This is a genomic window from Devosia sp. GW821-FHT12F11 (genome assembly GCF_058806655.1).
Genome location: NZ_JBXAPX010000001.1, coordinates 976,896 through 1,002,848 on the forward strand (window position 1 = coordinate 976,896; position 25,953 = coordinate 1,002,848).

24 protein-coding genes and 1 tRNA gene are annotated in these 25,953 nt (G+C 65.3%); 12 read left to right on the top strand and 13 right to left on the bottom strand.

Features of this window, described 5'->3' with window-relative positions:
* The first annotated feature begins 186 nt into the window (after positions 1-186).
* Positions 187-1,188, top strand: coding sequence for a 23S rRNA (adenine(2503)-C(2))-methyltransferase RlmN (gene rlmN, locus AC1ROK_RS04920; RefSeq protein ID WP_492844396.1), 1,002 nt, complete (start codon positions 187-189; stop codon positions 1,186-1,188).
* Between the two features lie 214 nt (positions 1,189-1,402).
* Here rlmN and AC1ROK_RS04925 read toward each other — a convergent pair whose 3' ends face one another.
* Positions 1,403-2,305, bottom strand: coding sequence for a hypothetical protein (locus AC1ROK_RS04925; RefSeq protein WP_492844398.1), 903 nt, complete (start codon positions 2,303-2,305; stop codon positions 1,403-1,405).
* A 112-nt stretch (positions 2,306-2,417) separates the two neighbouring features.
* Here AC1ROK_RS04925 and uxaC point away from each other — a divergent pair, with 112 nt between their 5' ends.
* Positions 2,418-3,824 (top strand): glucuronate isomerase, encoded by a 1,407-nt coding sequence (gene uxaC, locus AC1ROK_RS04930; protein ID WP_492844400.1) that lies wholly within the window; start codon positions 2,418-2,420, stop codon positions 3,822-3,824.
* 8 nt (positions 3,825-3,832) lie between these two features.
* Positions 3,833-4,159, top strand: a complete 327-nt coding sequence (locus AC1ROK_RS04935) for a cupin domain-containing protein (protein ID WP_492844402.1) — start codon at positions 3,833-3,835, stop codon at positions 4,157-4,159.
* Positions 4,160-4,356: 197 nt separating this feature from the next.
* On the opposite strand, the gene AC1ROK_RS04940 is transcribed toward AC1ROK_RS04935, so the two are convergent.
* Positions 4,357-4,788: a hypothetical protein gene (locus AC1ROK_RS04940; RefSeq protein WP_492844404.1), complete on the bottom strand. Its 432-nt coding sequence runs from the start codon at positions 4,786-4,788 to the stop codon at positions 4,357-4,359.
* A 259-nt stretch (positions 4,789-5,047) separates the two neighbouring features.
* Here AC1ROK_RS04940 and AC1ROK_RS04945 point away from each other — a divergent pair, with 259 nt between their 5' ends.
* Entirely contained in the window at positions 5,048-5,257 is a 210-nt protein-coding gene (locus AC1ROK_RS04945) for a hypothetical protein (RefSeq protein ID WP_492844406.1), read from the top strand.
* A gap of 8 nt (positions 5,258-5,265) precedes the next feature.
* Here AC1ROK_RS04945 and AC1ROK_RS04950 read toward each other — a convergent pair whose 3' ends face one another.
* The 5 genes from AC1ROK_RS04950 to AC1ROK_RS04970 all read right to left on the bottom strand — a co-directional run bounded on the left by AC1ROK_RS04950 (position 5,266) and on the right by AC1ROK_RS04970 (position 11,029).
* Positions 5,266-6,924 carry a vWA domain-containing protein gene (locus tag AC1ROK_RS04950; RefSeq protein WP_492844408.1) on the bottom strand — a complete coding sequence of 553 codons (1,659 nt, stop codon included), beginning with the start codon at positions 6,922-6,924 and terminating at the stop codon, positions 5,266-5,268.
* Between the two features lie 59 nt (positions 6,925-6,983).
* Complete coding sequence (locus AC1ROK_RS04955; RefSeq protein ID WP_492844410.1) at positions 6,984-8,243, bottom strand: Hsp70 family protein; 1,260 nt, start codon at positions 8,241-8,243, stop codon at positions 6,984-6,986.
* 222 nt (positions 8,244-8,465) lie between these two features.
* On the bottom strand, positions 8,466-8,867 hold the full coding sequence (locus AC1ROK_RS04960) for a hypothetical protein (protein WP_492844412.1): 402 nt from the start codon (positions 8,865-8,867) through the stop codon (positions 8,466-8,468).
* Positions 8,868-8,991: 124 nt separating this feature from the next.
* Positions 8,992-10,365 carry a sensor histidine kinase gene (locus tag AC1ROK_RS04965; protein WP_492844414.1) on the bottom strand — a complete coding sequence of 458 codons (1,374 nt, stop codon included), beginning with the start codon at positions 10,363-10,365 and terminating at the stop codon, positions 8,992-8,994.
* Positions 10,349-11,029 carry a response regulator gene (locus tag AC1ROK_RS04970; RefSeq protein ID WP_492844416.1) on the bottom strand — a complete coding sequence of 227 codons (681 nt, stop codon included), beginning with the start codon at positions 11,027-11,029 and terminating at the stop codon, positions 10,349-10,351. Before AC1ROK_RS04970 ends, AC1ROK_RS04965 begins: the two co-directional genes overlap by 17 nt.
* 215 nt (positions 11,030-11,244) lie before the next feature.
* Here AC1ROK_RS04970 and AC1ROK_RS04975 point away from each other — a divergent pair, with 215 nt between their 5' ends.
* Complete coding sequence (locus AC1ROK_RS04975; protein WP_492844418.1) at positions 11,245-11,502, top strand: DUF1344 domain-containing protein; 258 nt, start codon at positions 11,245-11,247, stop codon at positions 11,500-11,502.
* 125 nt (positions 11,503-11,627) lie between these two features.
* Here AC1ROK_RS04975 and AC1ROK_RS04980 read toward each other — a convergent pair whose 3' ends face one another.
* The 3 genes from AC1ROK_RS04980 to AC1ROK_RS04990 all read right to left on the bottom strand — a co-directional run bounded on the left by AC1ROK_RS04980 (position 11,628) and on the right by AC1ROK_RS04990 (position 15,224).
* Positions 11,628-12,836, bottom strand: coding sequence for a GNAT family N-acetyltransferase (locus AC1ROK_RS04980; protein ID WP_492844420.1), 1,209 nt, complete (start codon positions 12,834-12,836; stop codon positions 11,628-11,630).
* Positions 12,833-13,843 (bottom strand): sterol desaturase family protein, encoded by a 1,011-nt coding sequence (locus AC1ROK_RS04985; protein WP_492844422.1) that lies wholly within the window; start codon positions 13,841-13,843, stop codon positions 12,833-12,835. Before AC1ROK_RS04985 ends, AC1ROK_RS04980 begins: the two co-directional genes overlap by 4 nt.
* A 103-nt stretch (positions 13,844-13,946) precedes the next feature.
* Positions 13,947-15,224, bottom strand: coding sequence for a VpsF family polysaccharide biosynthesis protein (locus AC1ROK_RS04990; RefSeq protein ID WP_492844424.1), 1,278 nt, complete (start codon positions 15,222-15,224; stop codon positions 13,947-13,949).
* 419 nt (positions 15,225-15,643) lie between these two features.
* On the opposite strand from AC1ROK_RS04990, the gene AC1ROK_RS04995 reads away from it, so the two are divergent.
* Positions 15,644-16,762 carry an epoxide hydrolase family protein gene (locus tag AC1ROK_RS04995; protein ID WP_492844426.1) on the top strand — a complete coding sequence of 373 codons (1,119 nt, stop codon included), beginning with the start codon at positions 15,644-15,646 and terminating at the stop codon, positions 16,760-16,762.
* A gap of 346 nt (positions 16,763-17,108) precedes the next feature.
* Positions 17,109-17,615 (top strand): hypothetical protein, encoded by a 507-nt coding sequence (locus AC1ROK_RS05000; RefSeq protein WP_492844428.1) that lies wholly within the window; start codon positions 17,109-17,111, stop codon positions 17,613-17,615.
* Between the two features lie 227 nt (positions 17,616-17,842).
* On the opposite strand, the gene AC1ROK_RS05005 is transcribed toward AC1ROK_RS05000, so the two are convergent.
* Both AC1ROK_RS05005 and AC1ROK_RS05010 read right to left on the bottom strand, forming a co-directional pair.
* Positions 17,843-17,918: transfer RNA gene (locus tag AC1ROK_RS05005), tRNA-Ala, on the bottom strand.
* A gap of 196 nt (positions 17,919-18,114) precedes the next feature.
* Positions 18,115-18,537: a TIGR02300 family protein gene (locus tag AC1ROK_RS05010; RefSeq protein ID WP_492844430.1), complete on the bottom strand. Its 423-nt coding sequence runs from the start codon at positions 18,535-18,537 to the stop codon at positions 18,115-18,117.
* Positions 18,538-18,725: 188 nt separating this feature from the next.
* Here AC1ROK_RS05010 and AC1ROK_RS05015 point away from each other — a divergent pair, with 188 nt between their 5' ends.
* The 3 genes from AC1ROK_RS05015 (at position 18,726) to AC1ROK_RS05025 (ending at position 21,905) form a co-directional block, all read left to right on the top strand.
* Positions 18,726-19,358, top strand: coding sequence for a (d)CMP kinase (locus AC1ROK_RS05015; protein WP_492844432.1), 633 nt, complete (start codon positions 18,726-18,728; stop codon positions 19,356-19,358).
* 194 nt (positions 19,359-19,552) lie between these two features.
* Positions 19,553-21,250 (top strand): 30S ribosomal protein S1, encoded by a 1,698-nt coding sequence (rpsA, locus tag AC1ROK_RS05020; RefSeq protein ID WP_492844434.1) that lies wholly within the window; start codon positions 19,553-19,555, stop codon positions 21,248-21,250.
* A 148-nt stretch (positions 21,251-21,398) separates the two neighbouring features.
* A complete protein-coding gene (locus AC1ROK_RS05025; protein ID WP_492844436.1) occupies positions 21,399-21,905 on the top strand; it encodes a GNAT family N-acetyltransferase in 507 nt (168 codons plus the stop codon).
* Between the two features lie 18 nt (positions 21,906-21,923).
* Here the strand turns inward: AC1ROK_RS05025 and AC1ROK_RS05030 are convergent, their stop codons facing one another.
* Entirely contained in the window at positions 21,924-22,118 is a 195-nt protein-coding gene (locus tag AC1ROK_RS05030; RefSeq protein ID WP_492844438.1) for a hypothetical protein, read from the bottom strand.
* A gap of 129 nt (positions 22,119-22,247) precedes the next feature.
* On the opposite strand from AC1ROK_RS05030, the gene AC1ROK_RS05035 reads away from it, so the two are divergent.
* Together AC1ROK_RS05035 and sppA are read left to right on the top strand one after the other, a co-directional pair.
* Entirely contained in the window at positions 22,248-24,734 is a 2,487-nt protein-coding gene (locus tag AC1ROK_RS05035; RefSeq protein ID WP_492844440.1) for an ATP-binding protein, read from the top strand.
* Positions 24,735-24,989: 255 nt separating this feature from the next.
* Positions 24,990-25,937 (top strand): signal peptide peptidase SppA, encoded by a 948-nt coding sequence (gene sppA, locus AC1ROK_RS05040; RefSeq protein ID WP_492844442.1) that lies wholly within the window; start codon positions 24,990-24,992, stop codon positions 25,935-25,937.
* The last annotated feature ends 16 nt before the right edge of the window (positions 25,938-25,953 follow it).

Consider the following 25,953-nt stretch of genomic DNA (forward strand, 5'->3'; position numbering starts at 1 on the left):
ACTGATAGAGACGGCCCCCTCCCGGCCTCCCCCATAAAGGGGGAGGTGAAGAGTCGAGCATCTGTCTTCGATCGTGCCCAATGAACCAGCGAGGCACCTCCCCCTTTATGGGGGAGGCCGGGAGGGGGCCGTCTGCTCCAGTACGCCGTCTTGATTTATAACCGACGTGTAAGTTATAAATTATGGATGCAACCCGCACCCTTCGCCCTCGACCTCAGCTCCACCGTCTTCGACGCGCTCAACAACGGCCCGCGCCTCAGCTATCGCGAGCTGTTCTCGCCGCATGAGGACCTGCCCAGGCCGTTGCGCCGCTGGGCCGCTGCGCATGACATCGCCCCGCGCGCCTTGACCCGACGCGACCGCCAGCTCGGCGGCACCTCCGAAAAACACCTGTTCGGGCTGCGCGACGGCTATGCCGTCGAATCCGTGCTGATCCGTCGGCGCGATGGCTTCACCGCCTGCATCTCGTCGCAGGTCGGTTGCGCCTTTGCCTGCCAGTTCTGCGCTTCGGGGCAGGCGGGATTGAAGCGCAACCTCTCGCCCGGCGAGATCGTCGAGCAGGTGGTGCGGCTCGGATCCAAGGTGAACCGCATCGTCTTCATGGGCATCGGCGAGCCGCTCAACAATTACGACAACGTGCTGGCGGCGATCCGCATCCTGCGCGATCGGCGCGGGCTGGACTTTCCCACCACCGGCATCACTGTCTCCACCATCGGTATCCCTAAGGGGCTGAAGGCGCTGCGCGAAGAGCACCTGGGGCTCAACCTCACCATCTCGCTGCATGCCACCACCGACGAGATGCGCGGTCGGCTGATCCCCGGTGCGCGCAAACACGCCATCGCCGACGTGATCGGCGGCGCGCTGAGCTGGGCGCGGCGGCACAATCGCATCGTCACCTTCGTCTACCTGCTACTCCCCGGCACCAACGACAGCGACGCCGATCTCCGCCGGCTGATCGGCATGTTCCGCAACGAGCCGGCGCGGCTCAACCTGATGCGCTGGAACGAAGTCGATGGCCTCGGCTTCGGCCGCATCTCCGATCACGCCCTGATGCAGTTCCGCACCGGGCTGGAGCGCGCCGGCATTCCCGTCGTGGTACGTGACACCCAGGGCAACCGCATCGACGCCGCCTGCGGCCAGCTCTGGCTGCGCGACCTCCGCGGCCAGCCGGTGGCGCGGGCGGCTTAGGGGTTTCGGGTTGGTTGCTCCGGCTCAGTGGTTGGGCTCGACCTTGCACCACCCACCGGGTGTCATCCCTGCGAAAGCAGGGACCCATTTCGCAGCCTGCACGGGCGGATAGTTGGGTCCCTGCTTTCGCAGGGATGACACCGTGTTTGGTTCAACTGATCGGCAAGACCTACCTGACGTCGACAGCCCGCTACGCTCGGGTGCCTGAAAAGTTCTACCCCCGCAGCGCCAGCAGCCGCTCGACGCCGCAGCCGGAGACCACCGTGCGCTCCTTGCCGTTGCCGGTGAGCTTGGCGCCCCAGTCGACGACGCCACCATCGGCGAGCTGCATGTCGCCGGCAAAGATGTGGAAGCAGAAGCCGGCATAATAGCCGCCCGCCGCCTCGCGGCCGACTTCCTCGAACAACTCGGCGCCATTGGCTTCGGCGGCGCCGCGCAGCGCCTCGAGTCGCGCGTCGACGTTGGGTGCGCTGGTGCGCGTGTAGCCCAGCCGTAGCGCCGTGCCCGGCGCCAGAAACTGTCCGAACGCTTCGAGCAGCAGCCCCACCTGTCCCCGCAGCGCCTTGGCCTCGAAGCCATAGCCGCCGCGATCGCGTCCGGCGCTCAGCAGGGCAAACAACCGGAAGTGCGCCAGCATCTTGCCATCGCCATAGTTCTGCGGCCGCACCACCCGATGGCTGGTGGCGAGGTGCACGTCCTCGCCGCCAGCCTGGCGCAGCCGCGCCGCCTCGAGCGCCAGCACATTGGTCGGGTCGGATACCACCTCGCCGCGCCGCGTCGTGCCGATCGACCAGTCCTGGTCCACCCTCGCCACCACCGAGCAGGCGCCGAGTGGAGTCACCGGTGACAATTCGACCGGCTCGAACCGGTCCTCGCAAAGCGACAGCGTGAGTTGCTCCCAGGCCAGCAATGCCGCCCGATCTGGCCGCGCCACCCCGAAGAAGCGGCTGGTGGCAAAATCCTTGAGCAGTTCGGCGGGGTTGCGCTTGCCGGCGCGCCGGCGGGTCACCTCGATCAGCAGCGACTGCAGGTCGGAGGGGTTCAGCCGTTCGGCCAGAATCTCCGCCAACCCCTCGACGCCGCTTTCGCGCTCGATCCGCTCGATGATGCCGCTCATTCCCAGTCCTCCTCAGTGACCCATCGCAAGCTGGATACCGAGGATCAAGTCCCCGGCTTTGACATCGGCGCCCGTGCTAAGTAACCAAGTGGTTCGGGAGGACGATCTGACCATGACTTTGCTCGACGACTTCAGGCTTTTCGATGCCGAACCCAAGGCGCGTGGCCTGGCGCAGGCGCTCTATGCGGGGATCAAGGACCTGCCGCTGGTCTCGCCGCACGGCCACACCGAGCCGCGCTGGTACGCGGAGAACGAGAAGTTTCCCGATCCGGCGCAGTTGCTGATCGTCCCCGATCACTACGTCTTCCGCATGCTGTTCAGCCAGGGCATCCGCCTCGAGGACCTGGGGGTCCCCACCACCGACGGCTCGGCGGTTCAAACCGACGGCCGGAAGATCTGGCGGCTGTTCGCCAAGAACTACTACCTGTTCCGCGGTACCCCGACCCGCTCCTGGCTGGACCATACCTTGGCGACGCTGTTCGGCGTCACCGAGCGCCTGAGCGAAGCGAACGCCGATGCCGTCTATGACCAGATCGCCGAGCGGCTGGAGCGCGACGACTATCGCCCGCGCGCCCTGTTCGAGCGCTTCAACCTCGAGGTGATCTCCACCACCGACGCGGCGCTGGATGACCTCAAATGGCACCGGATGATCCGCGATAGTGGCTGGAAGGGTCGGGTGGTCCCGGCCTATCGCCCCGATTCGGTGGTCGACCCGGATTTCGCCGGCTTCGCCGGTAACCTCGACAAGCTCGGCGAGATCACCGGCGAGGATACCGGCCACTGGAACGGCTATCTCGAGGCGCACCGCAAGCGCCGCGCCTATTTCAAACAGTTCGGCGCCACCTCGTCCGACCATGGCCACCCGACCGCCGAGACGGCGAACCTCCTCCCCAAGGAAGCCGGGCAGCTCTACGACAAGGTCCGCTCCGGCAAGGCCGATGCCCGCGAGCGCGCCCTGTTCCGCGCCCAGATGCTCACCGAGATGGCCCGCATGTCGATCGACGACGGGCTGGTGCTGCAGATCCATCCCGGCGCCTGGCGCAACCATTCGCCCGCCATGCTGCAGAAGTTCGGCCGCGACAAAGGCTTCGATATCCCCTCGCGCACCGACTATGTCGGCGCGCTGAAGCCGCTGCTCGATGCGGTGGGGACCGACCCGAAACTCTCGATCATTCTCTTCACCCTCGATGAGAGCGTCTATGCGCGCGAACTGGCGCCGCTGGCCGGCGTCTATCCATCGCTGAAGCTCGGGCCGCCCTGGTGGTTCCACGACAGCCCGGAAGGGATGCGGCGCTTCCGCGAGATGGCCACCGAAACCGCCGGCTTCTACAACACCGTCGGCTTCAACGACGACACCCGCGCCTTCCCCTCGATCCCGGCCCGCCACGATGTGGCCCGCCGCGTCGATTGCGCCTTTCTCGCCCGCCTCGTCACCGAGCATCGGCTCGACGAGGACGAAGCCCACGAAGTCGCCAAAGACCTCGCCTACAACCTGGTCAGGAAAGCCTACAAACTGTGAGTGACAGAATGTCTCCTCTCTTTGCGCAGCCCGGCGACGGCAAGCATACCGAGCTGAACGGCTCGACCCGCCGCGTCATCCTCGACCTGCCCGAACTGATGCTGGTCGAATTCACCTTCGAAGAGGGCGGCGTCGGCGCGCTGCACTCGCATCCGCACCTGCAGACCAGCTACGTCGCCGAAGGGGTGTTCGAGGTGACCATCGACGGCGTCACCCAGACCATCGCCAAGGGCGGCGCCTACATTGTGCCGTCGGGGCTGGTGCACGGGGTCAAGGCGCTCGAAGCCGGCAAGCTGATCGACAGCTTTACGCCGCGCCGCGACGATTTTTTGTAGGGCGCTTTCAGCCTGTCCTCGTGAAGGCGCATACGGGTGGTGCCCCACCCACCGGGTCATTCCCGCGAAAGCGGGAACCTCTGTTTTCTTGGCCTTTGCACGATCGCAAACGGAGGTCCCCTTTCGCAGGGATGACACCGAGTTTGGAGCGCTGCCGGATGGCAGGCGGTCAGATCAGCGAATCCAAGCCGTGCCCGTCACCAGGTTTCGATGCCGGCGCGCGCTATCTTGAAGCCGTGGGCCTCGTCCTCGGTGGTGCAGGTGAGGCCGGTTGGCTTGGAATAGCAGACGAAGCCTTCGATCGACGCCCACTCGCCATAGTGCAGCACCTGCTCGGCGCCACAGCAGCTGGGGTCGGCAACCTCGTCGAGCTCTTCGGCGCTATCGGTGCCGAGCCTGACACGGACGTATTCCGGCTCGACCCGGTCGCACATCATCTCGGGGCCTCCGCCTTCCGGCTGATAGACGTCGGTGCCCCCTTCCGGGGTGACGATGCAGCCGACATTGCCCGAGGGCATGACGAATTCGATCTGCCCGTTTTCGTCGGCGTCAAGCTCAACCTCTGCGGCGGCCACCGGCATCGCCAATGCAGAGGCGAGCGCGAAGCCGAGCATGAATGACCTGAGCATTGGAGTCCTCCCTCCGTGGTGAGCGGGAGCATGCGCTGGCGCCGCTGAAGCCGCGATGAGCCGTGCCGTCATCACGCTCCTGTGGGACGAAGCTCGCGACGGAACGATTTCCTCTGAATCGTGACGCTCCCGATCACGTTTCTCGTTCTCCCCACAATCCACACCGCCGGACAGTTGTGATCGGCGGGTCGTTGAGCGAGTGCAACCCCGAGTGCAGCGTCGCACTCGCAGCCAGCACAACTACGTGGGAGACTACGCATTGGACGATAGCTATCGCGGCTACACCATCCGCGTGACGCGTGCCGCCCAATGGCATGCCATTCTGCTCGAGCCGGGCACCGGCGCGATCCTTCCCACCAAGGCGACGGCCCTGTTGCGCGAAGGGCGCAGCGTTGCCATGGAGCGCGCCCGCAAGCTCATCGATCTCTACGCTGCGGCGTTCGAACAATTGCGCGACCGCGCCGCCTGAGCCCCAGCCTATTCGACCGTGACCTCCAGCCGTTCGCCGGCCACCACGCTGATGCTGGTTTGCTTCGGCTCGCCCTCGGCGGGCGACGCGACGACCAGGTAGTCGCCGGCCGTCAGCGTGGTCTGCAATGCCCCGCCAAAGCCGTAGGTGAAGGATTTGCGATTGCCCTGGATATCCGCCTTGGCCCCGAACACCTCGACCTTGTCGGTGCCGGGCGCGGTGATCGCCACGACGCCGGCGCCAAGGATGGCGCTGACCTCTGTCCGCTCACCCGTTGCGATACTGAACGGGGTTTCGAGCGTCGCGCCGCCCACCGTCGACACCAGCACATAGTCGCCCGGCGGCAGTTCGAAATTGTGGTCCGGGCCATAGTTGTAGGTCACCGACTTGCGGTTGCCCTGGATGTCCTTCCTGGCTTCGAGGATTTCCTCGAACAGGTTGCCGTCCTCGACCTTCATGCCCTCGACATAGAAGGCGTTGACCGCCGCGACGCCGACCCCGACGACGATGTCCTTGACCACCGTGGTATCGGACTGCACCGGCACCAGTTCGGACACCTTGCCGCTGCCGATGCTCACTTCGACCCTGGTCTCGCCGGCCGGCACATAGAGCTTGGTCTCGCCGTAGTTGGTCGTGCTCGCGCCGCCGGGGAATTCGGTGAACACCGCAGCATTGGGGTCGGGTTCGGCGCCGGCGGCCGGCAGCGGCCGGATGATCAGCCGGCCCGCATCGAGCACGAACAGCGGCTCGGCGACCTTTTCCGCCTCGATCGTCACCGGCTGTTCCAGCTTGGCGAAGTCGAGCGTGGCGCGCACCACATAGGCGCCAGGTGCGAGATTGGTCTTCCAGTTGATGCCGTAATCGGTGGTGACGTACTCGCCGATGCTGCCATCCGGATTGGCCTTGTAGACCTCCCAGACCAGGCCCGCCTCTTCGTCCAGCGACTCGCCGCCTTCGGCGAGACTCGCATCGGGATCGAAATTGAACTCGGCCTTGGTGGGCTCCGGGGCAGGCGCCGGTTCGGGCTCAGCCGGCGCCGCGACCTCGGCCACCGTGCTCTTCAGCGCCTCGGTCAGCGTCTCTTCGTCGCCCGCCGCGATGTACTTGCCGCCGGTATTCTCGGCGAGACAGGCCACCTGCTTGCCCTCTTCGTCGGTGAGCCCGAAGCCGACCACATGGGTGGTGAAATCGACGCCCTGAGTTTCGAGCGAGCTCGCCAGCGCGCAAGGATCGGCCTCGCAGGTCTCGAGCCCGTCGGTGATCAGGATCACCGTCGCCTTGTCCTCGGTGTATTTGAGGTCCTCGGCCGCGAGCTGCACCGCAGCCGAGATCGGCGTCTTGCCCTTCGGCGTGATCGCCGCGGCCGTCTGGCTGATCGCCGCGCCGGTTCCGGCGGCCGGCGGCACCAAGAGTTCAATGTCGTCGCACGAACCTTTCTCGCGGTGCCCGTAGCTCATGAAGCCGAGCTCGAGCTCTGCGGGCACGCCCGCCAGCACCTGGTTCAGCGTCTCGCGGGCGATCTCGATCCGGGCCTTGCCGTCGATCTGCGCCCACATCGAGCCGGAGCCATCAAGGATGATGATCGCTTTCTCTGCGGCCAGCGTCGGCATGGCGAACAGCAGCAGGGCGGCAAACCCCCACAGCAGCGAACGGATCGGCAGCAGCATCGGAATCCCCCTCGGGTGCACAGAGCACATGGAAAGGGGTAGCGAGGCAAAGCTGAAGGCTAGCTGAACCGCCGCATCGCATCGAGGGCGAGGCCGAGCCCGACGCTGCCGAAGGCATCGGTTTCGACCGCCCGGGCCTCGGGGAACAGCGCCCTCAGCATGTTGCCGACCGCCGGCACTCGGGTCGAACCGCCGGTGAGGATCAGCGTGTCGATCCGGCTGCCGGGCACCCCCGCCGCCGTCAGCGTCTTGCCGATTGCCGCTGCGATCGATGCCGTAGCGCCGTCGAGGGCGGCGTGCAACTGCTCGATGGTGATCGGCGTCTCGAGCTTCACGTCGCGCGTCACGAAGCGGAACTCGGTCTGCGGTGCCTCGCTGAGCGCGATCTTGGCTTCCTCGACCCGACCGGCCAGCCGGTGCCCCTGTCGGTCTTCGACCAGCGCGATCAGCATGCCGACGAGGTCGGGGAAGCGCGCCTCCTGGTAGGTCGAGTTGAGCTCGAGCAGGGTCTTCTGGTTGTAGAGCCGGTTGATCCGGTGCCAGGTGGCGAGATCGTAATAGGGCGCCGAGGGCAGGGGACGTTTGCCATCCGCCGTCTCGGTGCCGTAGCCCATCAGCGGCATCACTTTCTTCAGCGACAGCAGCCGGTCGAAATCGGTGCCGCCGACATGGACGCCCGCCGTCGCGAGGATATCCGCCTTGCGGTCGGCGCGCCGCGCCCGCTCCGGCGACAGCCGGATCACCGTGAAGTCCGAGGTGCCACCGCCGATATCGGCGACCAGCCCCAGTTCTTCGCCGCTCACCTGCTGCTCGTAGTCGAGCGCCGCGGCGATCGGCTCGAACTGGAACTCGATGTGCCGGAAACCCTGCGCCCGCACCGCGCCTTCGAGCTGGCGCTGCGCCTCGGCATCGGCCTTGTCGTCGTCATCGACGAAACGCACCGGGCGGCCGCAGACGATGTCTTCGATCTCATGGCCGAGCGAAGCCTCCGAGCGTCGCTTCAGTTCGGCGATGAAGCGTCCCAGAATCTCGGAGAATTTCAGCGCGTCGCGCTTTACCCGCGTGGTGTCGTTGAACAGCGAAGTGCCGAGCACGCTCTTGATCGAGCGCATCAGCCGCCCGTCGGCCCCGGTGACATATTCGCTCACCGCCTGCCGGCCGAAAAAGGTGCGATCCTCCTCGAACGAAAAAAAGATCGCCGACGGGATGGTCGGCTTGCCGTCCTCGAGCGGCAGCAGCCGCGGCGCCATATTGCCGCCCGCCGCCGCGAGGGTGGAGTTGGAAGTGCCGAAATCCATGCCGCAATGGGTTCGCGCCATCCTGTCCTCCTGGGCTGCCTCGAAGCTGCACCGAGGAGGGGCAGCGGGGGCGCGCGATATAGGCGGTATGGCGGGAGCTGTCGAGAGGGCGCGCCCGCCCGCGGCGGAATCCGCGCGGGGGAGCGCAATTGTCGCAGGGAACCGGCGATGGGCCGAGCTCCCGCGAGTGGTTGGCGGACGCCGCGACAGATCAGGAATCTGTCATGGCGTCCGCCATGCGCGTTACTGGATATAGAGCTGCACGTGGCCACCGACGTCGATGATGTCGACCACCTGGTTGACCTTGATCTTGTTGTCGGCGAGCAGCTTCACCGCGGCGGGGTTCTTGTTCAGCGCCTCGCGCAACAGGCCGATGCTCTGCGAATCCTCGGTCAACAGGTCAACCGCCTTGCCGGCCTTGTCGGTCCAGGCGGTATTGTAGTTGTAGACCGTGACGCTCTTGGCGCCCAGGAGGTCGGTGACATCCCTGGCGTTGAAACTAGCCAGCTGGCTGGCAAAGTCGTCGACGCTCATGGCGGTGCCGGGCGCGCCATTCGCAAACTTCGGCACGGCGGCGAGCACCGGATTGGCCGCGATCAGCGCGGCAACGAGGGCGACGACGGAAAGGCTGGAGAGCTTGTTCATTTCATGGAACTCCGCATGGTGGTTGGCGTCGGCGGAGGAGGGCCGGCGGTCGGTGCAACGGCATCGGCGGAAAGGGTTATCACGTGCGGGGTTTGCGCGACGCTCTCGCCAAACTTACAAATCCTCAAACTGCCGCGGCGGCTTCCGCGATCGGAAAGCGGACGATCACCCTGAGGCCGGGACCGTTATCCTCGAGCCGCACGCTGGCCCGGTGGCGTGTGGCGATGGCCTGCACCAGCGCCAGGCCCAATCCCGAGCCCTTCTCGTCGCGTTCCGGATTGAGCCGGCGGAACGGCTCGAACACTTCGCTGCGCCGGTCAGGCGGGATTCCCGGCCCGTTATCGGCCACCACCAGCACCGGATGCCGGTCCTCGATACCGGCGCTGAGTTCGATCCGGGCGCCGGGCGGGCTGTAGCGCGAGGCGTTGGTGATGAGGTTGACCAGCATCTGCACCACCATGCGCCGATCCCCGACGATGGTCGCGTCGCCATGCGCCGGCGCTTCGACCAGCACCTGGTTCGCCTCCTCGACCACCGGCTCGAAGGTCTGCAACGTTTCGCTCACCAGCTCGCGGGCGGAAAATGCCGCGAAGCCGGATTGGTCATCGGAGGTTTCGATGCGCGAAATCCTCAGCACCGTGTCGAAAATGGCGTTGAGCCGCTCGATCTCGACCTGTGCTTCCTCGAGCAGCTTGCTCCGCTCCGCCTCGCTAGGCGCCTCCTCAGCCTCCTGCAGCAGGATATAGGCCCGGCTGAGCGGCGACTTGAGATCGTGCGCAATCGAGATCACCGTGTTGCGCATGGTACCGAGCAGGTCGCTCAATCGGTCGAGATGGGCATTCATCTGCCGTGATACCCGGTCAACCTGGTCATTGGAGCGGCCGACCGGCAGGCGGACCCGGCTGTCGCCGCGCGCCACGCGCTCGAGCGTCTCGGCCATGCGGTCGAGCTTGGCCGAGACCCCATGGCTGGCGAGGTAGCCGATCGCCAGCGCCCCGATGCCGACCACGATGCTGGCCAGCATCAGCGCCCGCCACAGCGCCGCCGAGCCGACCTCGACGAAGAACAGCGTCCGTCCGAAGGTCACCCGGTTGCCGCCGATGTCTTCGGTCAGCGCCAGGTATTGTTCCGAGGGTGTCTTGGCGTTGATCCCCGAGCTGATCGTGCTCCAGCCCAGTTTTGCCGGCCGTGGGATATCGTCGCCGGCCAGCAGCGTGCCGTCCGGCCGGTACAGGGCGACGATGAAGAAGCGTGGGCCGGCCGCGGCGGCCGAGCTGTCCACCAGCTGTCGCAACTGATCCAGGTCGCCGGTATCGGCCGCCTCGCGGAACAGCTCGAACTCGTTGCTGACCAGCGCCCGGATCTCGCTCTCGGCCTCGCTGCTGGTCTGGCTGACGATCACCACGCCGGCAACGAAGAACACTGCGAGGAACAGCAGCAGCAACAATACCGCCGAGCGGAACGCCGCCCCGGCGAGAATGCTACTGACGCGGTGCATGGATCGAGTAGCCGGTGTTGCGCGTGGTGTGGATCAGCGGCACCTCGAACGGCTTGTCGATCTTGGCCCTGAGCCGGCTCATGTGGGTTTCGACCACCGTCGTCTGCGGGTCGAAATTGAAGTCCCACACCTGCTCGAGCAGCATGGTCTTGGTGACGATCCGCCCGGCATTGCGCATCAGCAGCGCCAGGATGGCGAACTCCTTGGCCTGCAGTTCGATGCGGGTGCCGGCCCGCGTCGCGGTGTGGTCCATCAGGTCGAGTTCGAGGTCGTGAATGCTGAGCCGCGTCGAGGCTTCCGCCGTCTGCGGCCGCCGCGCCAGCACGGTGATCCGCGCCATCAGCTCGGAGAAGTGGAAGGGTTTGACCAGGTAATCGTCGCCGCCCGCCATCAGCCCCTCGACCCGGTCGTCGACATCGCCCATCGAGGTGAGGAACAGGATCGGCATGGTGCGGCCCGAGGCCCTGAGTGCCTTGGCGACCGACAGCCCGTCCATGCCGGGCATCATCCGGTCGAGCACCAGCACGTCGCAGCTATTGTAGAGACAGAAGGTCAGCGCGTCGCGGCCGTCGAATACCGATTCGACGCTGTGCCCCTGCTGGTTGAGGCCCTTGCGGATGAACTCCGACGACGTCCGGTCGTCTTCGGCGACAACGACCTTCACCGCTCTACCTCGACATTGAAGCGCGGCGCGCCCGACCAGGGCATTGCCGCCTGGTCGCAACCTACACCCGGTGCGGCCATCCTGTCGGCTTACGAATATGTAAGTTTCAGGAAAGGAGGGAGCAATCGGCCGGTCCCAGCTTCTGTCTCGCCGCTGCACCACGCATCGGCCGCCACCCAAGCCGGCGTGGCGAACCGGACGAAAAGGAGATCGTCATGCGCAAGTTCCTTGTTCCCCTGATGCTCGTCGCTTCCATCGGCGCGTCCTCGATGGCGCTGGCCGCCCCCAGCACCGCCCACGGCGCCATCCAGTCGATGGACAGCAAGGCGTGCACCGTCACCCTGGCTGACAAGGCGGTCTACCAGTTCGCGCCCAAGTGTGACTTCTCCAAGCTGAAGGCCGGCGAGAACGTCGCCATCACCTATACGCTCAGCGGCAAGGTGAACCAGGCGTCGGCGATCACTGCCGGCTGATCAGTCTCCCGATCACCGACAGGTCTGCAGGCGAGGAGCATTGTCCCGGCTCCTCGCCTCTTTTGTGCCGACCGCGAGGGGGTGAAACGCAAGGCGTGGTAATCCGGCCGGGTGCAGCGCTGGAGCTAGCCTTGCTCGCGCGCTGCCTCGCCATCCAGACCGGAGGCGACCTGATGCGGCGACGCGGCCCGGCGTGCACGCCGCGCATCGCGGGCCGACCGCAGGCCGCGGCGGGTCTGGTCAAGCAGCATGGCGACCCGGCCCTTGAGCGTCCGCGGTCCCATCACCGAGGTCAGCGTCACCGACCTCGTGGCGAACCTGACCTTGAACGGCTCTTCGCCGCACAGGAAGTCCACCATCTTGTGCCCCTGGTCGATCGACCACTGGACATAATCCATCAGCAGCACCATTCCGGGCGAGCCCCGCTCGAAGCTCGGATCGTAGCTGGTGAGAAACGCCATCAATGTCCCGTGCTGAACGAAATTGACCGAGATGGCGATGGTTTTTCCCTCGCATTCCAGGACGAAGATCCGCAGCACGCCGGCCTCCGCCAGCACCTCGACCAATGCCGGCAGCGCCGGAGCCCCCTCATCGAACAGCGGTGATACGCGACCGCTGTCGGCCAGCCATTGGCGCTTGAGCTCGCTGAGCCGCTTGAGGACTGGAGCCACGGGCTCGTCGAGTGGCAACAGCCGGAAGGCGACGCTGCCGCTCTCATCCAGCGCCTTGCGGCCGCGGCGGTAATTCTGCCGGGTCTTCTTGGACTGCGCCTCGAACCACTGGGCTCCCGTCGTCCAGTCTCCGGCCACCTGCGAGCAGGTCTCGGTGCGGTGGCTGGCGGACAGTCTGGGGCCATCCGGCGCATTGAGGATGGCGCGGAATTTGGCCTCGGGGCGCAGGCGGTTGAGGAAGTAGAGATCGAAGCCGCCCGCCGCGACCAGCTGCCGCCACAGCCGATCGAGCGCCGCGGGCGGACAGTGCGGATCGATCAGGATATCGGCATAGTCGCTGCAGTCATTGGCCGCCCATTCGAGGAACCGCAGGCCTTTGCGGCGCTGGATGGCCAACGGCAGGATGGCCATCACCTCCTCGTCGCGCCAGATCAACCCGATACGCAGCTGTCGGCTGTCCCGGTTGGGAACGGTTCGCCACCAGGCCGCAACCCAGTCGTGGCTCTGAAAGATCAGCCCATCGCCGCGCCGCCACAGGGCGTTCCATTGAGCGCCGATCTCGGCCAGGCGGGCATCGCTGTCGACGATCTCGAGGCGACAGTCCTCAAGGCGGTAGTCCTCGAAACGATCATCGAGGCGCACCACGGGAAGATGGACGTTCATGGCTGTGTGGGTTCCGTGGGGGGCGGAGTGATCGGCGCGGGGCGCCGGCCGAACCAGCGCGCGACGTGGCCAGCCATCTTCTTGAGCGGCAGCAGGTAGAGCCCGAACAGCGACTGGTAGTCGTCCTTGTCGCGATCGAGCAGGCCGAACTTCATCTCTTCGTTGGGGTCGGGAACATAGGCCGTGCCGAACATCCGATCCCAGATCGACAGCAGGAGGCCGAAATTCTTGTCGTAGTGACGCGGGTCGGCGCTGTGGTGCAACTGATGCCAGTGCGGCGACAGGATGTAGTTGTCGAGCGGCCCGAACGAGATCTTGTAGTGGGTGTGCCGGACGAAATCCATCATCAGCAGGTTGCGCATCGCATAGACATTGATGCCGAACACGGTGAGCTCGACCGGATCGAGCGCAATGATGCTCCACACCCCGAAACAGATGCCGGGAATAACCCCGTCCCACACGCGATTCATCAGGTCGTCGAGCGGGTGGACGCGATCCTTGGTAATGCCCACCAGCACTTCGGCCGAGTGGTGCACCTTGTGCAGCTCCCACAGGAACGGCACCTTGTGCTGGGCGACGTGGTACAAATAGTACGAGATGTCGTAGGCGATCAGCATCGAGCCGGTGAACAGCACCAGCACCCACCAGGGTGTCGGGCCCTCGAGCAGAGGACCGTGGATCTGGAAGATCCAGCTGATCAGCTGGTTGGTGCCATAACCGACCAGCGCGATGAAGACGACGCCGGTGGGGATCAGCAGCAGCGGCATCAGCAGGCGCTTGGTGATGTAGAACAGCAGGTCGGCGCGCGCCGAAGGGTGCAGGATCACTTCCTTGGGCAGCGCGAAGCTGAAGAAGTCGCCGAACGACTTGTCCTCCACCGTGCGCCAATAGGCGACGAGGGCGCTGATGAAGGCCGTCGAGAACAGGATGAGCAGCGTGATGCCGTTCTCGCCGCTGACGGCGTTGACGAGCTTGGTGACTACCAAATCGACGATGTCGGAAATCATCGCGGCCTCGAGAGGATCCAGAAACTGGCCGCCAAGATGCCAGACCAGGGCCGCGGATGCCTGCCCCTACTCGAATCGTCCTTAATATGGGGCGGCCCCGTACCTAAGCCTGGGCAGGCTTCTTGGCGGCGGCCTCGATGCCGTTGGAGTTGTAGGCCAGCACCAGCACGATCATCATCATGACGATCGGGGTCTTGGAGGAGAACGTGTTGTTGGAAAGCGCCGCCAGCAGCGTCGCCGCCACGCCGATCCAGGCGGCGAGCGGGGCATGGCGCAACATGCGCAGCATCATCCAGATCACCAGCCAGGCAAACAGCAGCGCCACCGGCAGGCCGAACAGCAGCACGATGACGACCTGAGCGCTCTCGATCGTCGGCATGTGGAGCTTTTCGGTGACGATCCTGATGAGCTCCTTGCCGTCCATGCCGAACATGACCTGCTCGAAGCTCACATATTTGAACACGTCATAAATGCTCACCCGAACGAAGAAGTTCTCGTCGAACAGGGTGCTGGTAAAGCGGCTGAGCAGGCCCGCGGAAAGCAGGATGCCGGTCAGCACCGCGCCACCCGCAGCTGCAGCCAGCAGGACGAACAACTTGGCCTGCCGCTGGTGGCGTTGGGACAGACGAGGCCACGGCACCACGATGATCAGGACGAAGATTTCGATGACGGTCACCAGCAGCGCCATGCGCGCGCCGGAGGCCGCGGCCCCGATGAACAGGACGATGATGCAGGCCACACGGATCCAGACGCGCCAATTGGTCAGCGCCACGAAACCTACGGCGATGGCGCAGGTGGTGCCAAGCGCCAGCGGGTGCTCGGAGAGACCGACCGGCCGGAACCCCAGCTCCACTGCATCGTAAGGCATGATCCGCTGCTGGGTCAGCGCCTCGACTGTCCCGAGGGCGGCGCTGAGGATGAGCAGGCCCAGCGTGACGTCGCCGAGCAGCCGGCGCGACGTCGGGTTGAGCGCCAGCATGATCAGGCCTGCAGCGCCGGTCACCAGGTAGGTATCGATCAGGACGACCGACGAGCCTGCCCGTCCGGTGAAGAACATGAACAGCACCAGCAGCAGCATCAGCCCGCTGTAACGCATCAGTGCCCGAAACTTGCCGATCTCGTCGCCGCGCAGCAGGAATGGCCGGCTGAGCAGCACGACCGGCAGCAGCAACAGCACGGCATAGGTGCCGAAATGCAGCTTCTCGTAAAACGGTCCGGCTTCGGTGGTGTAGGCCACGACCCGGTTCATCAGCTGCGACGACACAGCAAAGCGGGTGATGAATGCCGCGGCGACGCAGAAGAAGAACAGCAGCGACACTGCATTCTGCTGCTGCGCGGTATCAGTCGGCGATCTGTCGAACCCGGCCGACGTGGAACTCATTGGGGCACCCGGCTGGATCAGCTGCAGCCGCCGGCACAGTGGCGACAATGCCAAGGCTAGTTCAGCTTCGGAAATGCGGCGTTAAGATCGGTTGTACCGGTGTACGCATCGGCGCAGGCACCCCGGAAGCCGGCGCCGCAGGCAGCTGTCAGCACTTGCTCGGGACGCGGCGGGGACAGCCCTCGCATTGCAGCTACGCAAGTCGCGCCTGCCTCTGCGCCCGCGTGAGCGTCGGTCAGTGCCAGCCGGTGATTGTCGGATTTTTGCAATCCCCTCGCGGCGCCTCCTCGTAGCCTCATCCCATCAGACAAGCGTGGAGATGAGAGATGAACCGCCGTCAGTTTTCCAAGGCCCTCGCAGCCTCAGCCCTGCTCGCTGGCTTCGCATCCAAAGCCGCTCATTCAGAGGAGACGACTACCATGACCAATCCGACCGCCTTCAAGATCGCCATCCCGGAACCGCAGCTCGCCGACCTCAAGTATCGGCTCCAGCACACCCGTTGGCCCGATCAGCCTGATGATGCGGGCTGGGCCATCGGGACCAATCTCGAGTACCTCAAGCAGCTGACCGATTACTGGATCAACGACTACGACTGGCGGCGGGCCGAAGCCGGGCTCAACGCGCTTGGAAACTTCAAGGTCGAACTCGATGGCGTGGACCTGCACTTCGTCCATCGTCCCTCGAGCAACCCGAATGCGGTCCCGCTCCTGCTGCTCCACGGCTGGCCGGATTCGTTCTACCGCTACCACCGGGTGATTGAGCGGCTGTCCGATCAGTTCCACGTTGTCGTCCCGTCCATTCCCGGGACCGGGTTCTCCGGCAGGACTGCCCTGCCGATGGACAAGGTTGCCGATCTCTTCGCCCGCCTGATGACCGAGACGCTGGGCTACGGCAAGTTCATCGCCGCCGGCGGCGACGGGGGCTCGATCATCTCCATGTCGCTGGCGCAGCGCCATCCTGAAGTGCTGCTCGGCTATCACGTGACCGACGTCGGCTATCCTGATCAGAGCACGGATTTCGCGGCGCTGACCCCGCCGGAGCAGGCCTATGCCGGCGCCATCCAGCAGTGGTTCTTCACGCATGGCGCCTTCAACCTGGTGCACGCCACCAAGCCGCAGAGCCTGGCCTTCGCGATGAACGATTCGCCGGTGGGGCTCGCTGCGTGGATCATGAGCTTCATGGCCGGCATGGGCGTCGGCGACGAAGCGGATAGGCGCTTCGGTCGCGACGCGCTAATCACCAACATCATGATCTACTGGCTGACCGAGACGGCGGCATCGTCGTTCCGAATCTACAGCCAGAACGCCATGCAGCCACCGACCATCAAGGGCACCAACACCGGCATTCCGGTCGCGGTAGCGACGGAGGTTCCGATCCCGGGCGGCGTGCGCCTGCCGCGCGAATGGGCGGATCGTCAAACCGCCGGCAATGTGGTGCAGTTCCACGACATGCAGCAAGCTGGCCATTTCGCGGCCTGGGAGGATCCCGAATTCTTCGCCCGTGACCTCAGCGAGTTCGCCGCGCTGCTCAAGCGGTGATCGCAGGGGCAAGACTACTCGATCGAGAGCGCCGGGGGGACATCCACCCCGGCGCTTGAACCTGTTGAGCGCTCAGGGACTCTCAAATCGACCCACATGTGCCAAGAGCCGCACCCTTGAGCCATCGCAATGGACACGTCCCGCGAGGTGGGCGGAGAGGGTAGGAGGCTTACCTGACCGGAATAGAAAGTAGTGGAGGTATTCCTGTTTCAGTGGGCACGAACAACCCCTCAAAGCCGCCTCAGAACCCTCGTCGTCAGCCTATCGATAGGCTGGTATTCTGGTCCCATACGGGCTTCTATATCAACAAGGCACTATCATCTCGGGGGACCTGTTGAGAGCGTTCTTGGCGGTTGTTATGGCGTTGACCTTGGTTGGGGTCGGCGATGCAGAGGCGCAGTATGGGGGGGTGCGACCTCATTCGGAAATTTATGTTTGCAGTGACGAACCGGCCGTCATTGGCCAGTTGCAGCGGGGACTGCCGCCAGGCTTCCACGTCATCGATGGCACGAAGACGCCGCCCCCAGATGAAATCGCCGAGGTCACGCTTGCGTACTTCGGGCGTCCCGGTGGCGCCGCTGAGAAGTGCGCGATGCGGTATCCCGGGGGAGGCAACATTCTGGACCGTGTAGTGAGCGGCGCCGAACGCTCTGCCAGGGCAACAGAGGAACGCATCAAGAAGCTGGGTGCCAAGGTGGTCGGACATACTATGCCGATGGGGAGCATGGAGTGGGACAGCGACAGCGGCGCGTCGAGCGATTGGTTTGTCGACCTGTGCATGTTGCCCAGTAATGAAGAGTGCCCGGACCTGAGTGGGCCAAGCACGCTTCTCGCCATGGCCCGCGCAGACTAGGCGCCCCCCATCTCGGGCGCAGGCGTCGATAAAGCTACCACAGTCCGAGCGGTATTTGACGCAGAATGCCGCTGAGTCCCAGCAGCCCTCCCGCAAAACACGCATTAGGCGCGGTGCGTCTCGCGCACGGACATCTGAACAATTGGAAAACGGGACTATTCGCCTGACCTGTCAGGCCTCGCCGGACGATCCAGAACGCCGATGGACGTTACTGGAAAGCCGGAGATTGGTGGAGCCAAACGGAATCGAACCGTCGACCTCTTGAATGCCATTCAAGCGCTCTCCCAACTGAGCTATGGCCCCATCAACGATCCCTGAGGATCACATCCGGCGACACGAGCAAATCGTGTCTTTGGGAATGCGCCGCGGCGGTTTCCCGTCGAAGCGCGGTGCTATCTACCCACGTCACCCCTCGCATGCAAGCGGTATTTCGTGGGCTCTGCGCGGTGGGGAAAAGTTCTCGACTTTTGCACCCAAACCCGCGCCGGAGGGGCCGGGCTTAGCGCTCGTCCCCGCCGCCGCCGACGTCGAAGTCGAGGTTCTCGTCCTCGTCTTCATCCTCTTCGAGGAACACGTCGCTGTCGTCATCGCCAATGTCTTCGACGTCTTCGACGTCCTCGACATCAGGAATCTCTTCACCGTCATCGGCGCCGGCCTCTTCGGCATCGGCGTCCTCGAGCGAGACGATCTCGGGCGCGCCGGGCTCGGCCGCTTCCTCGGTCTCGATCTCTTCCTCGTCATCCTCGTCGTCGCGCTCGGCCACGGCCTTGGCCCGCACCGCCGCAACGGCGTTCTGTTCGAAATAGGAGCGCGGATAGGACTTGCCGGTGTAAGGCGAGACGATCGGATCCTTATTCAGGTCGTAGAACTTCTTGCCGGTATCGGGATCTTCCCGTTTCGTACCGCGTTCGTCGTTGGCCAATTGCTTCCTCGTGTAGAAAGGCGGGGCCACCCGCAGGGAAACGTCCGGTTAGGGTGAAAGTTTCGCCCTGTCAAACCCAAAGTGCGACCTCGGTCGACCGATCTCTGGGGGTAGCGTGGCGGCATGCTGGCAGCCCGCCCGGCCAGCATGATAGGCAGGGCGGCGAACAGCTTGGATGCGGAGGGGCAATGATCATCGCGGTGGATGGGCCGGCAGCGTCCGGAAAAGGCACGCTGGCGGCCGGTCTCGCCCGGCACTATGGCCTGCCGCATCTCGATACCGGGCTGCTCTATCGCGCTGTCGGCCGCGCTGTCGCCGCCTACGAGAACAACCCCAGGTTCGAGGCTGAGGCAATCGCCGCCGCGCGCGCCGTCGATACCGCCCATCTCGATCCGGCGGTCCTCTCCTCAGCCGAGGCGGGGGCGCTGGCCAGCAAGGTGGCGGTGATCGCCGAGGTGCGCGCCGCCCTGTTCGATTTCCAGCGCCAGTTCGCCACCCAGCCCGGCGGCGCCGTGCTCGATGGCCGCGATATCGGCACCAAGATCGCGCCCGATGCCGACGTGAAGCTCTTTATCCAGGCCGACAGCAAGGCGCGCATGGAGCGCCGGGCCCGCCAGTTCGAGGCGCGTGGCCAGGTGGTTGATCGCTACGCCCTCTATCACCAGATAGAAGAGCGGGATGCGCGTGACAGCGCCAATCCCAATGGCGGCTTCTATCCCGCAGCCGATGCCCACTTGCTGGACACCACGCTCTTGGATATAGAGGCCGCACTCCGCGCAGCCGTCGCCATTGTCGACGGGGTCATGGCGCGCAAGGCGTAGCTTCGGCGACTACCAAAGTCCGAGCTGCTAAACCAAACCTTGCGGCTTTCGTCCCCCGGCATGTTCCAAGAGCCGGCAGCGGAAAACCATCCTAACCCCACATGGCTCGCGCGCCAGCGCACCGGATCGCCTTTTCATGGCGATTGGCAACCGGGCCTTTCAACTCAAGCCACCGGGCGCATTGGAGAAGTCGTTTGGCAGTTCAAACTGTTACCAAGGAAGATTTCGAATCCCTGCTGCTGGACTCGTTCCTCGAGAACGAGCCGCTGGAAGGGACCGTGGTCAAGGGCACCGTCGTGGCGATCGAGAAGGATCTCGCCATCATCGACGTCGGCCTGAAGACCGAAGGGCGCATCGCGCTCAAGGAGTTCGGCGCCGCCGGCCGTGACGGCACCATCAAGGTGGGTTCGGTCGTCGAAGTCTATGTCGACCGCGTCGAGAACGCTGTCGGCGAAGCCGTGCTGTCGCGCGAGAAGGCTCGCCGCGAAGAGAGCTGGGTCAAGCTCGAAGAGATGTACAACGCCAACCAGCGCGTCGAAGGCATCATCTTCAACCAGGTCAAGGGCGGCTTCACCGTCGACCTCGAAGGCGCCGTTGCCTTCCTGCCGCGCTCGCAGGTGGATATCCGCCCGATCCGCGACATCGGCCCGCTGATGAATGTGCCGCAGCCGTTCCAGATCCTGAAGATGGACAAGCGTCGCGGCAACATCGTCGTGTCGCGTCGTGCGATCCTCGAAGAGAGCCGCGCTGAGCAGCGCTCCGAGATCGTCCAGCAGCTCGAGGAAGGCCAGGTCGTCGACGGCGTGGTCAAGAACATCACCGACTACGGTGCGTTCGTCGACCTCGGCGGCATCGACGGTCTGCTGCACGTTACCGACATTGCCTGGCGCCGGGTCAATCACCCGTCCGAAGTGCTGTCGATCGGCGAGACCATCAAGGTGCAGATCGTCCGCATCAACCACGAGAGCCACCGTATCTCGCTGGGCATGAAGCAGCTGCAGGCCGATCCGTGGGATGGCATTGCCGCCAAGTATCCGGTCGGCGCCAAGTTCACCGGCCGCGTGACCAACATCACCGACTACGGTGCGTTCGTCGAGCTGGAGCCGGGCATCGAAGGCCTGATCCACGTCTCCGAGATGAGCTGGACCAAGAAGAACGTCCACCCGGGCAAGATCGTTTCGACCTCGCAGGAAGTCGAAGTGATGGTGCTCGAGGTCGATCCCGAGAAGCGCCGTATCTCGCTGGGCCTCAAGCAGACGCTTGCCAACCCGTGGGAAACCTTCGCCGACAAGTACCCGAGCGGTACCGTTGTCGAGGGCGAGGTCAAGAACAAGACCGAGTTCGGTCTGTTCATTGGTCTCGATGGCGATGTCGACGGCATGGTCCACCTCTCCGACCTCGACTGGCAGAAGCCGGGTGAGCAGGCTCTCGAGGCCTACAACCGTGGTGATATCGTCCAGGCCAAGGTGCTCGACGTCGACGTCGAGAAGGAGCGTATCTCGCTCGGCATCAAGCAGCTGGCGGTCGGCGAAGTGGCCGATGCCGGCGGCGACGGCATCCGCAAGGGTTCCGTGGTGACCGGCACGGTGACCGAGGTCAACGATGGCGGCATCGAAGTGCGCATCAACGACACCGAGATGACCGCCTTCATCCGCCGCGCCGATCTGTCGCGTGACCGCAACGACCAGCGTCCGGAGCGTTTCTCCAAGGGCGAGAAGGTCGACGCGCGCGTCACCCAGTACGATCGCAAGACCCAGCGCATCCAGCTCTCCATCAAGGCGCTTGAAATCGCCGAGGAGAAGGAAGCCGTGGCCGCCTATGGTTCGTCGGACTCGGGCGCTTCGCTCGGCGACATCCTGGGCGCTGCCCTCAAGGGCCGCGACGAGAAGTAAGCGTTTCCGCAGGGTGCTTCGGCACCCCGCGGGTCTGCATCTGTTTGATTTGGTCGCGCTTTTCGAACCGGAAAAGTCTGCAACTTTTCCTGAAAGCGCTCCGGAGGGCTCGCACCAACAGGTGCGGGCCCTTTGTTTGGGGGAACCGATGCTTCTGAAGGATGTCGCCTGGCGCGCCATGACCAGCTATGACCTGCCGGCCGTGCAGGGCATTGCCGATACCGTGCATGTCGATTTCTTCGAAACGCCCGAGGTGCTGGCCGAGCGCCTGAAGCTCTACCGCAACGGCTGCTATCTGCTCGAGATCGCCGACAAGCCGGCGGGCTATGTGCTGAGCCACCCCTGGCTCTATGGCACGCTGCCGCCCCTCAACACCCTGCTGAAGGCGCTGCCGGCCGAGCCCGATACCTATTATCTGCACGATCTCTGCCTGCTGCCGGTCACCCGCCGGGTCGGCGCGGCGTCCAAGATCGTCCAGGCGCTGGTCAAGCACGCCAGCGTAGAAGGCTACCCCACCATGACGCTGGTCGCCGTCAACGGCTCGATCCCGTTCTGGCAACGCCACGGCTTCGAAATCACTGACGTCCCCGAGCTCTACGGCAAGCTGCTGAGCTACGAGGAAGCCGCCCGCTACATGGTGCGCAAGCTCGACTGAGCTTGCTTGCAAGTGGTGTCACTTGAACGTCCGGTAGCTACCGTCGTCGCCGCGGCGGAGGCCGAGGTCTTCGAGTTCGCCGCCGCGCATGCCGTCGAGATAGGCGCCGTCGGACTGGCCGCGGCCGAGACCGCCGAACACGCCGGCGATGGCGACGAGAACCTGCCGGGCGAGCGCTGCGGCAGGGTTGCGGGGCTTGGGCTGGTACAGCATTTGTCCGTCTCCTCCGATCTGATGCGCTGATCATCGCCCGGCCCGGCCCGGCAGTCCTTGGGGCAATCCTGAAGAGTTCTGAAGCAGTCCTGATCGACCTGAATCAGGGGATCAGGCTATGGTGGCGCAATGGAAAAACGCTTCGGCGACTACCGGATCCGGCCGCGTGAACGCGAGCTCATCGGCCCCGACGGGCTGATCGAGCTTTCGGGCCGTTCCTTCGACCTGCTCGACGCCCTCTTGGCCCAGCCCAATCAGCTGCTCGACAAGGCGGCCCTGTTCGATGCGGTGTGGCCCGGCGTGGTGGTCGAGGAGAATACCCTGCAGGTCCATATGTCGGCGCTGCGCAAGGCGCTCGGCCCCGGCTTCATCGCCACCGTGCACGGCCGAGGCTACAAATATGTCGGTCCCGCGCCGGTGGAGGACGATGAGCCGATGCGGCCGCTCGCCGCCGGCGCCGACGGCAACCTTGGGCGCTATCGCGCCGACTGCGTCGCGCGCGAAACCGAAATCGAGGCGGTGGCGCGCCTGCTCGACCAGCACCGGCTGGTCAGCATCCTCGGCCCCGGCGGCGTCGGCAAGACCACGCTGGCCGTCGCAGTGGCCGAGACGCTCGGTCCGGTCGATGGCGGCGTGTGGATGGTCGACCTTGCTTCGCTCGGCAGCGGCGAGTTCATCGAGAGCGTCTTGATCCAGACCCTCGCCGTGCCGTTCCGCGCCGGCAGCCGCTCGCTCGAGTCGATCGTCGAGTATCTGAGGCCAACCGAAGCGGTGCTGATCTTCGACAATTGCGAGCATGTTCGCGGCGCCGCGGCCCGCGTCATCCGCGCCTTGCTGGCCGAGGTGCCCGATATCCGCATCCTCGCGACGTCGCAGGTGCCGCTGGCCTTGCCCGACGAGCACGTCTTCAAGCTTTTGCCCTTCGCCGTCAGCGGCGAGGGCGAGCTGGCCGACGCCGCGTCGGCGCAGTTCCTCGCCTATTGCTATGAGGCGTTCGGCGAAAAGCTCTCCGCCGACGAGCTGCCGATCGTCGCCCGGCTCTGCCGCCGCCTCGACGGGGTGGCGCTGGCGCTGAAGATGGCCGCCGCCCGCGCCGCCACCGTCGGCATCGAAACCGTCGACCGCCAGCTCGAGCAGCAGCTGGCCAGCCTCGAGGCCGATTGGGATCCGGCGCTGCCGCGCCATCGTTCGCTCGCCGCGTCGCTCGCCTGGAGCTACGACCTGCTGGAGCCCGAAGATCAGCGCACGCTGCGCGCCCTCGGCGTGTTCCAGGGCAGTTTCTCCATCCCCGCTGTCAACGCGGTGGCGGGCGAGGGGGCCGAGGTGCGGGTCGCCGAACTGGTTCGCCGCTCCCTCGTCGTTCGCGACGGGCAGGACCGGGCGCGCTACCGCCTGCTCGAGTCCACCCGTCATTTCGCCCTCGACAAGCTGGCCGAGGCCGGCGAGGACATCATCACCCGCGACCGGCACGCCGCCTATATCCGCGACCTGTTCGCCGACAGCGTGCTGCGCTGGGAGGTGCTGCCCGACGAGCGCTGGGACCAGATCTACCGCCCGGATGGCGATAACCTCCGCGCTGCCCTGGCCTGGACCAAGAACCGCGCCGACTGGCCGACCTATGTCGAGATCGCCGCCGGCTCCTACCGCTACTTCATGGAAGAGCAGCTCGGCGCCGAGGGGCTTGCGACCATCGAGGCCGGCATGTCGCTGGTCGGCGCCGTGCCGCCCGAAACTGCCGCGCGGCTGCAACTGGCCCTGGGCGAGATCGGCCGCTACAACGCCATGGATGTCCGCGCCTATCAGGGGCTCGAGCCGGCGCTGGCCTGGTTCCGTGAGAGCGACGACCGGTTGCGCTACACCCAGGCGCTGGTGCTCACCGCCTGGATCACCATCTTCTTTCATCATCAGGGCGATGCCGAGCCGCTGGTCGCCGAACTCGAAACGCTGATCGCCGACATGCCGCCCAGCAAGGTGAAATCCTGGGCGCTGGTGGGCATCGGCACCCAGGCCTGGACCCGTGGCGACACCATGTCGGGGCTCGCCCGCGCCGAAGCTGGCCTTGCCATGCATCTCGATGTCGGCAACCCCAAGGGCCGCTTCCGCTCGGTGATGAACCTTGCCGAAATGCTGCACAAGGGCGGCGACACGGTTCGTGCGCTGTCGCTCTCCAATCAGATTATGCCCGAATTGCGTGCCGCCGGCCGCAGCCTGCTGCTCGGCTTCCATCTCAACAACAACGCCGCCTACCGCATGGCGCTGGGCGATTTCGACGGCGCGGTCGCCCCTCTCTACGAGGCGGCCGAGATCGTGCCGCGCGATGGCGGCCAGTGGCACTGGTGCCTGTTGCAGAACGCCGCCGAACTCCTCGCGACTCGCGGCGCCTTCGATGTCGCGGCGCTCCTGGTCGGCTTCACCGACAAGAGTTTCGAGGGCTGGATCGATGGCCGCCAGGCCACCGAGGAAATGCAGCGCAATCGGCTCTCCGCCACGCTCGAGGCAGCGCTGGGCCGAACCGAGCGCGACCGCCTGCTGCAGCAGGGCAGGGCGCTCACCCTGTTCGAGGCCGATCATCTCGCCGGCTTCATCAAGACCGAGCGGCAGCGGCTGAAGGTGTAAGGCGGTCGATATTCAATGGTGCACTGACTCTTCCCCACCCACTGCGTGATCCCGGCTACACCCACCGGGTCATTCCCGCGAAGGCGGGAACCTCTGTCTTCTTGGCTTGCCGCTAGATCGCAAACGGAGTTCCCCGCTTTCGCGGGGATGACACCGAGTTTGGGGGACTTGCAGAGCCTTGGCCCGCGACCCAGCCCCGCCTTGCATTTGCCGTGGCCCGCGGGTTACCTCGCTGCACTCCTGCATGAGGCTCCGATGACCGACACCTCCGGCGATGCCGCGCACCTGATCCCCGCCAATGCCCGGTTGCGCCGTTCGCGCCGCCTTTGGCGGGTGCTGTTCTTCCTGGCGCTGGCCGCGGCCGTCCTGGCTCTTGTCGGCCGCTTCGCCATGGAGCAGGGCGGCCCCGGCGACCGCATTGCCCGGGTCAGCATTACCGGCACCATCATGACCGACCCGGCCCGCCTCAAGATCCTCGACAAGCTCGCCGAGGACGATGCGGTGAAAGCCGTGGTCGTCGCCATCAACTCCCCCGGCGGCACCACGGCCGGCGGCGAAGAGCTCTACGAGGCGCTGAGTGCGCTGCGCGCCAAGAAGCCGGTGGTCGCAGTGATCAGCGAGCTCGGTGCTTCGGCGGCCTATATGACCGCCATCGCCGCCGACCGCATCTTTGCCCGCCGGCTGTCGATCGTCGGCTCCATCGGCGTGCTCTACCAGCATGTCGATGCGGGCAAGCTCCTGAGCACAATCGGGGTCAACTTCGACAAGGTGCAGACCGGCCCGCTTAAGGCTGAGCCCGACTTCAACGAGCCGATGCAGGGCGAGGTTCGCGCCTCGCTGCAGGCGCTGGTCAACGATTCGTTCGAGTGGTTCGTCGATATCGTCGCCGAACGCCGCGCCATTCCGCGGCCCGAAACGCTGGCGCTGGCCGATGGCCGCATCATCACCGGCCGCCAGGGCGTCGATAGCAGGCTGATCGATGCGATCGGCGGCGAAGCCGAGGCCATTACTTGGCTCGAGTCCGACAAATCCATCGCCGCCGACCTGCCGGTCGTCGATTACTTTCCGTTGCCGGCCGAAGGCTGGTTAGGCGTCACCCGCTGGCTCGGCCAGAGCGCTGCCGAAGTGATGCGTTCGAGTGTCGACGGGGCGATGTCCCTTGACGGTTTGGTCTCGCTTTGGCAGGCTAACCCATCGATGTGAACCCCATCGACCCGTG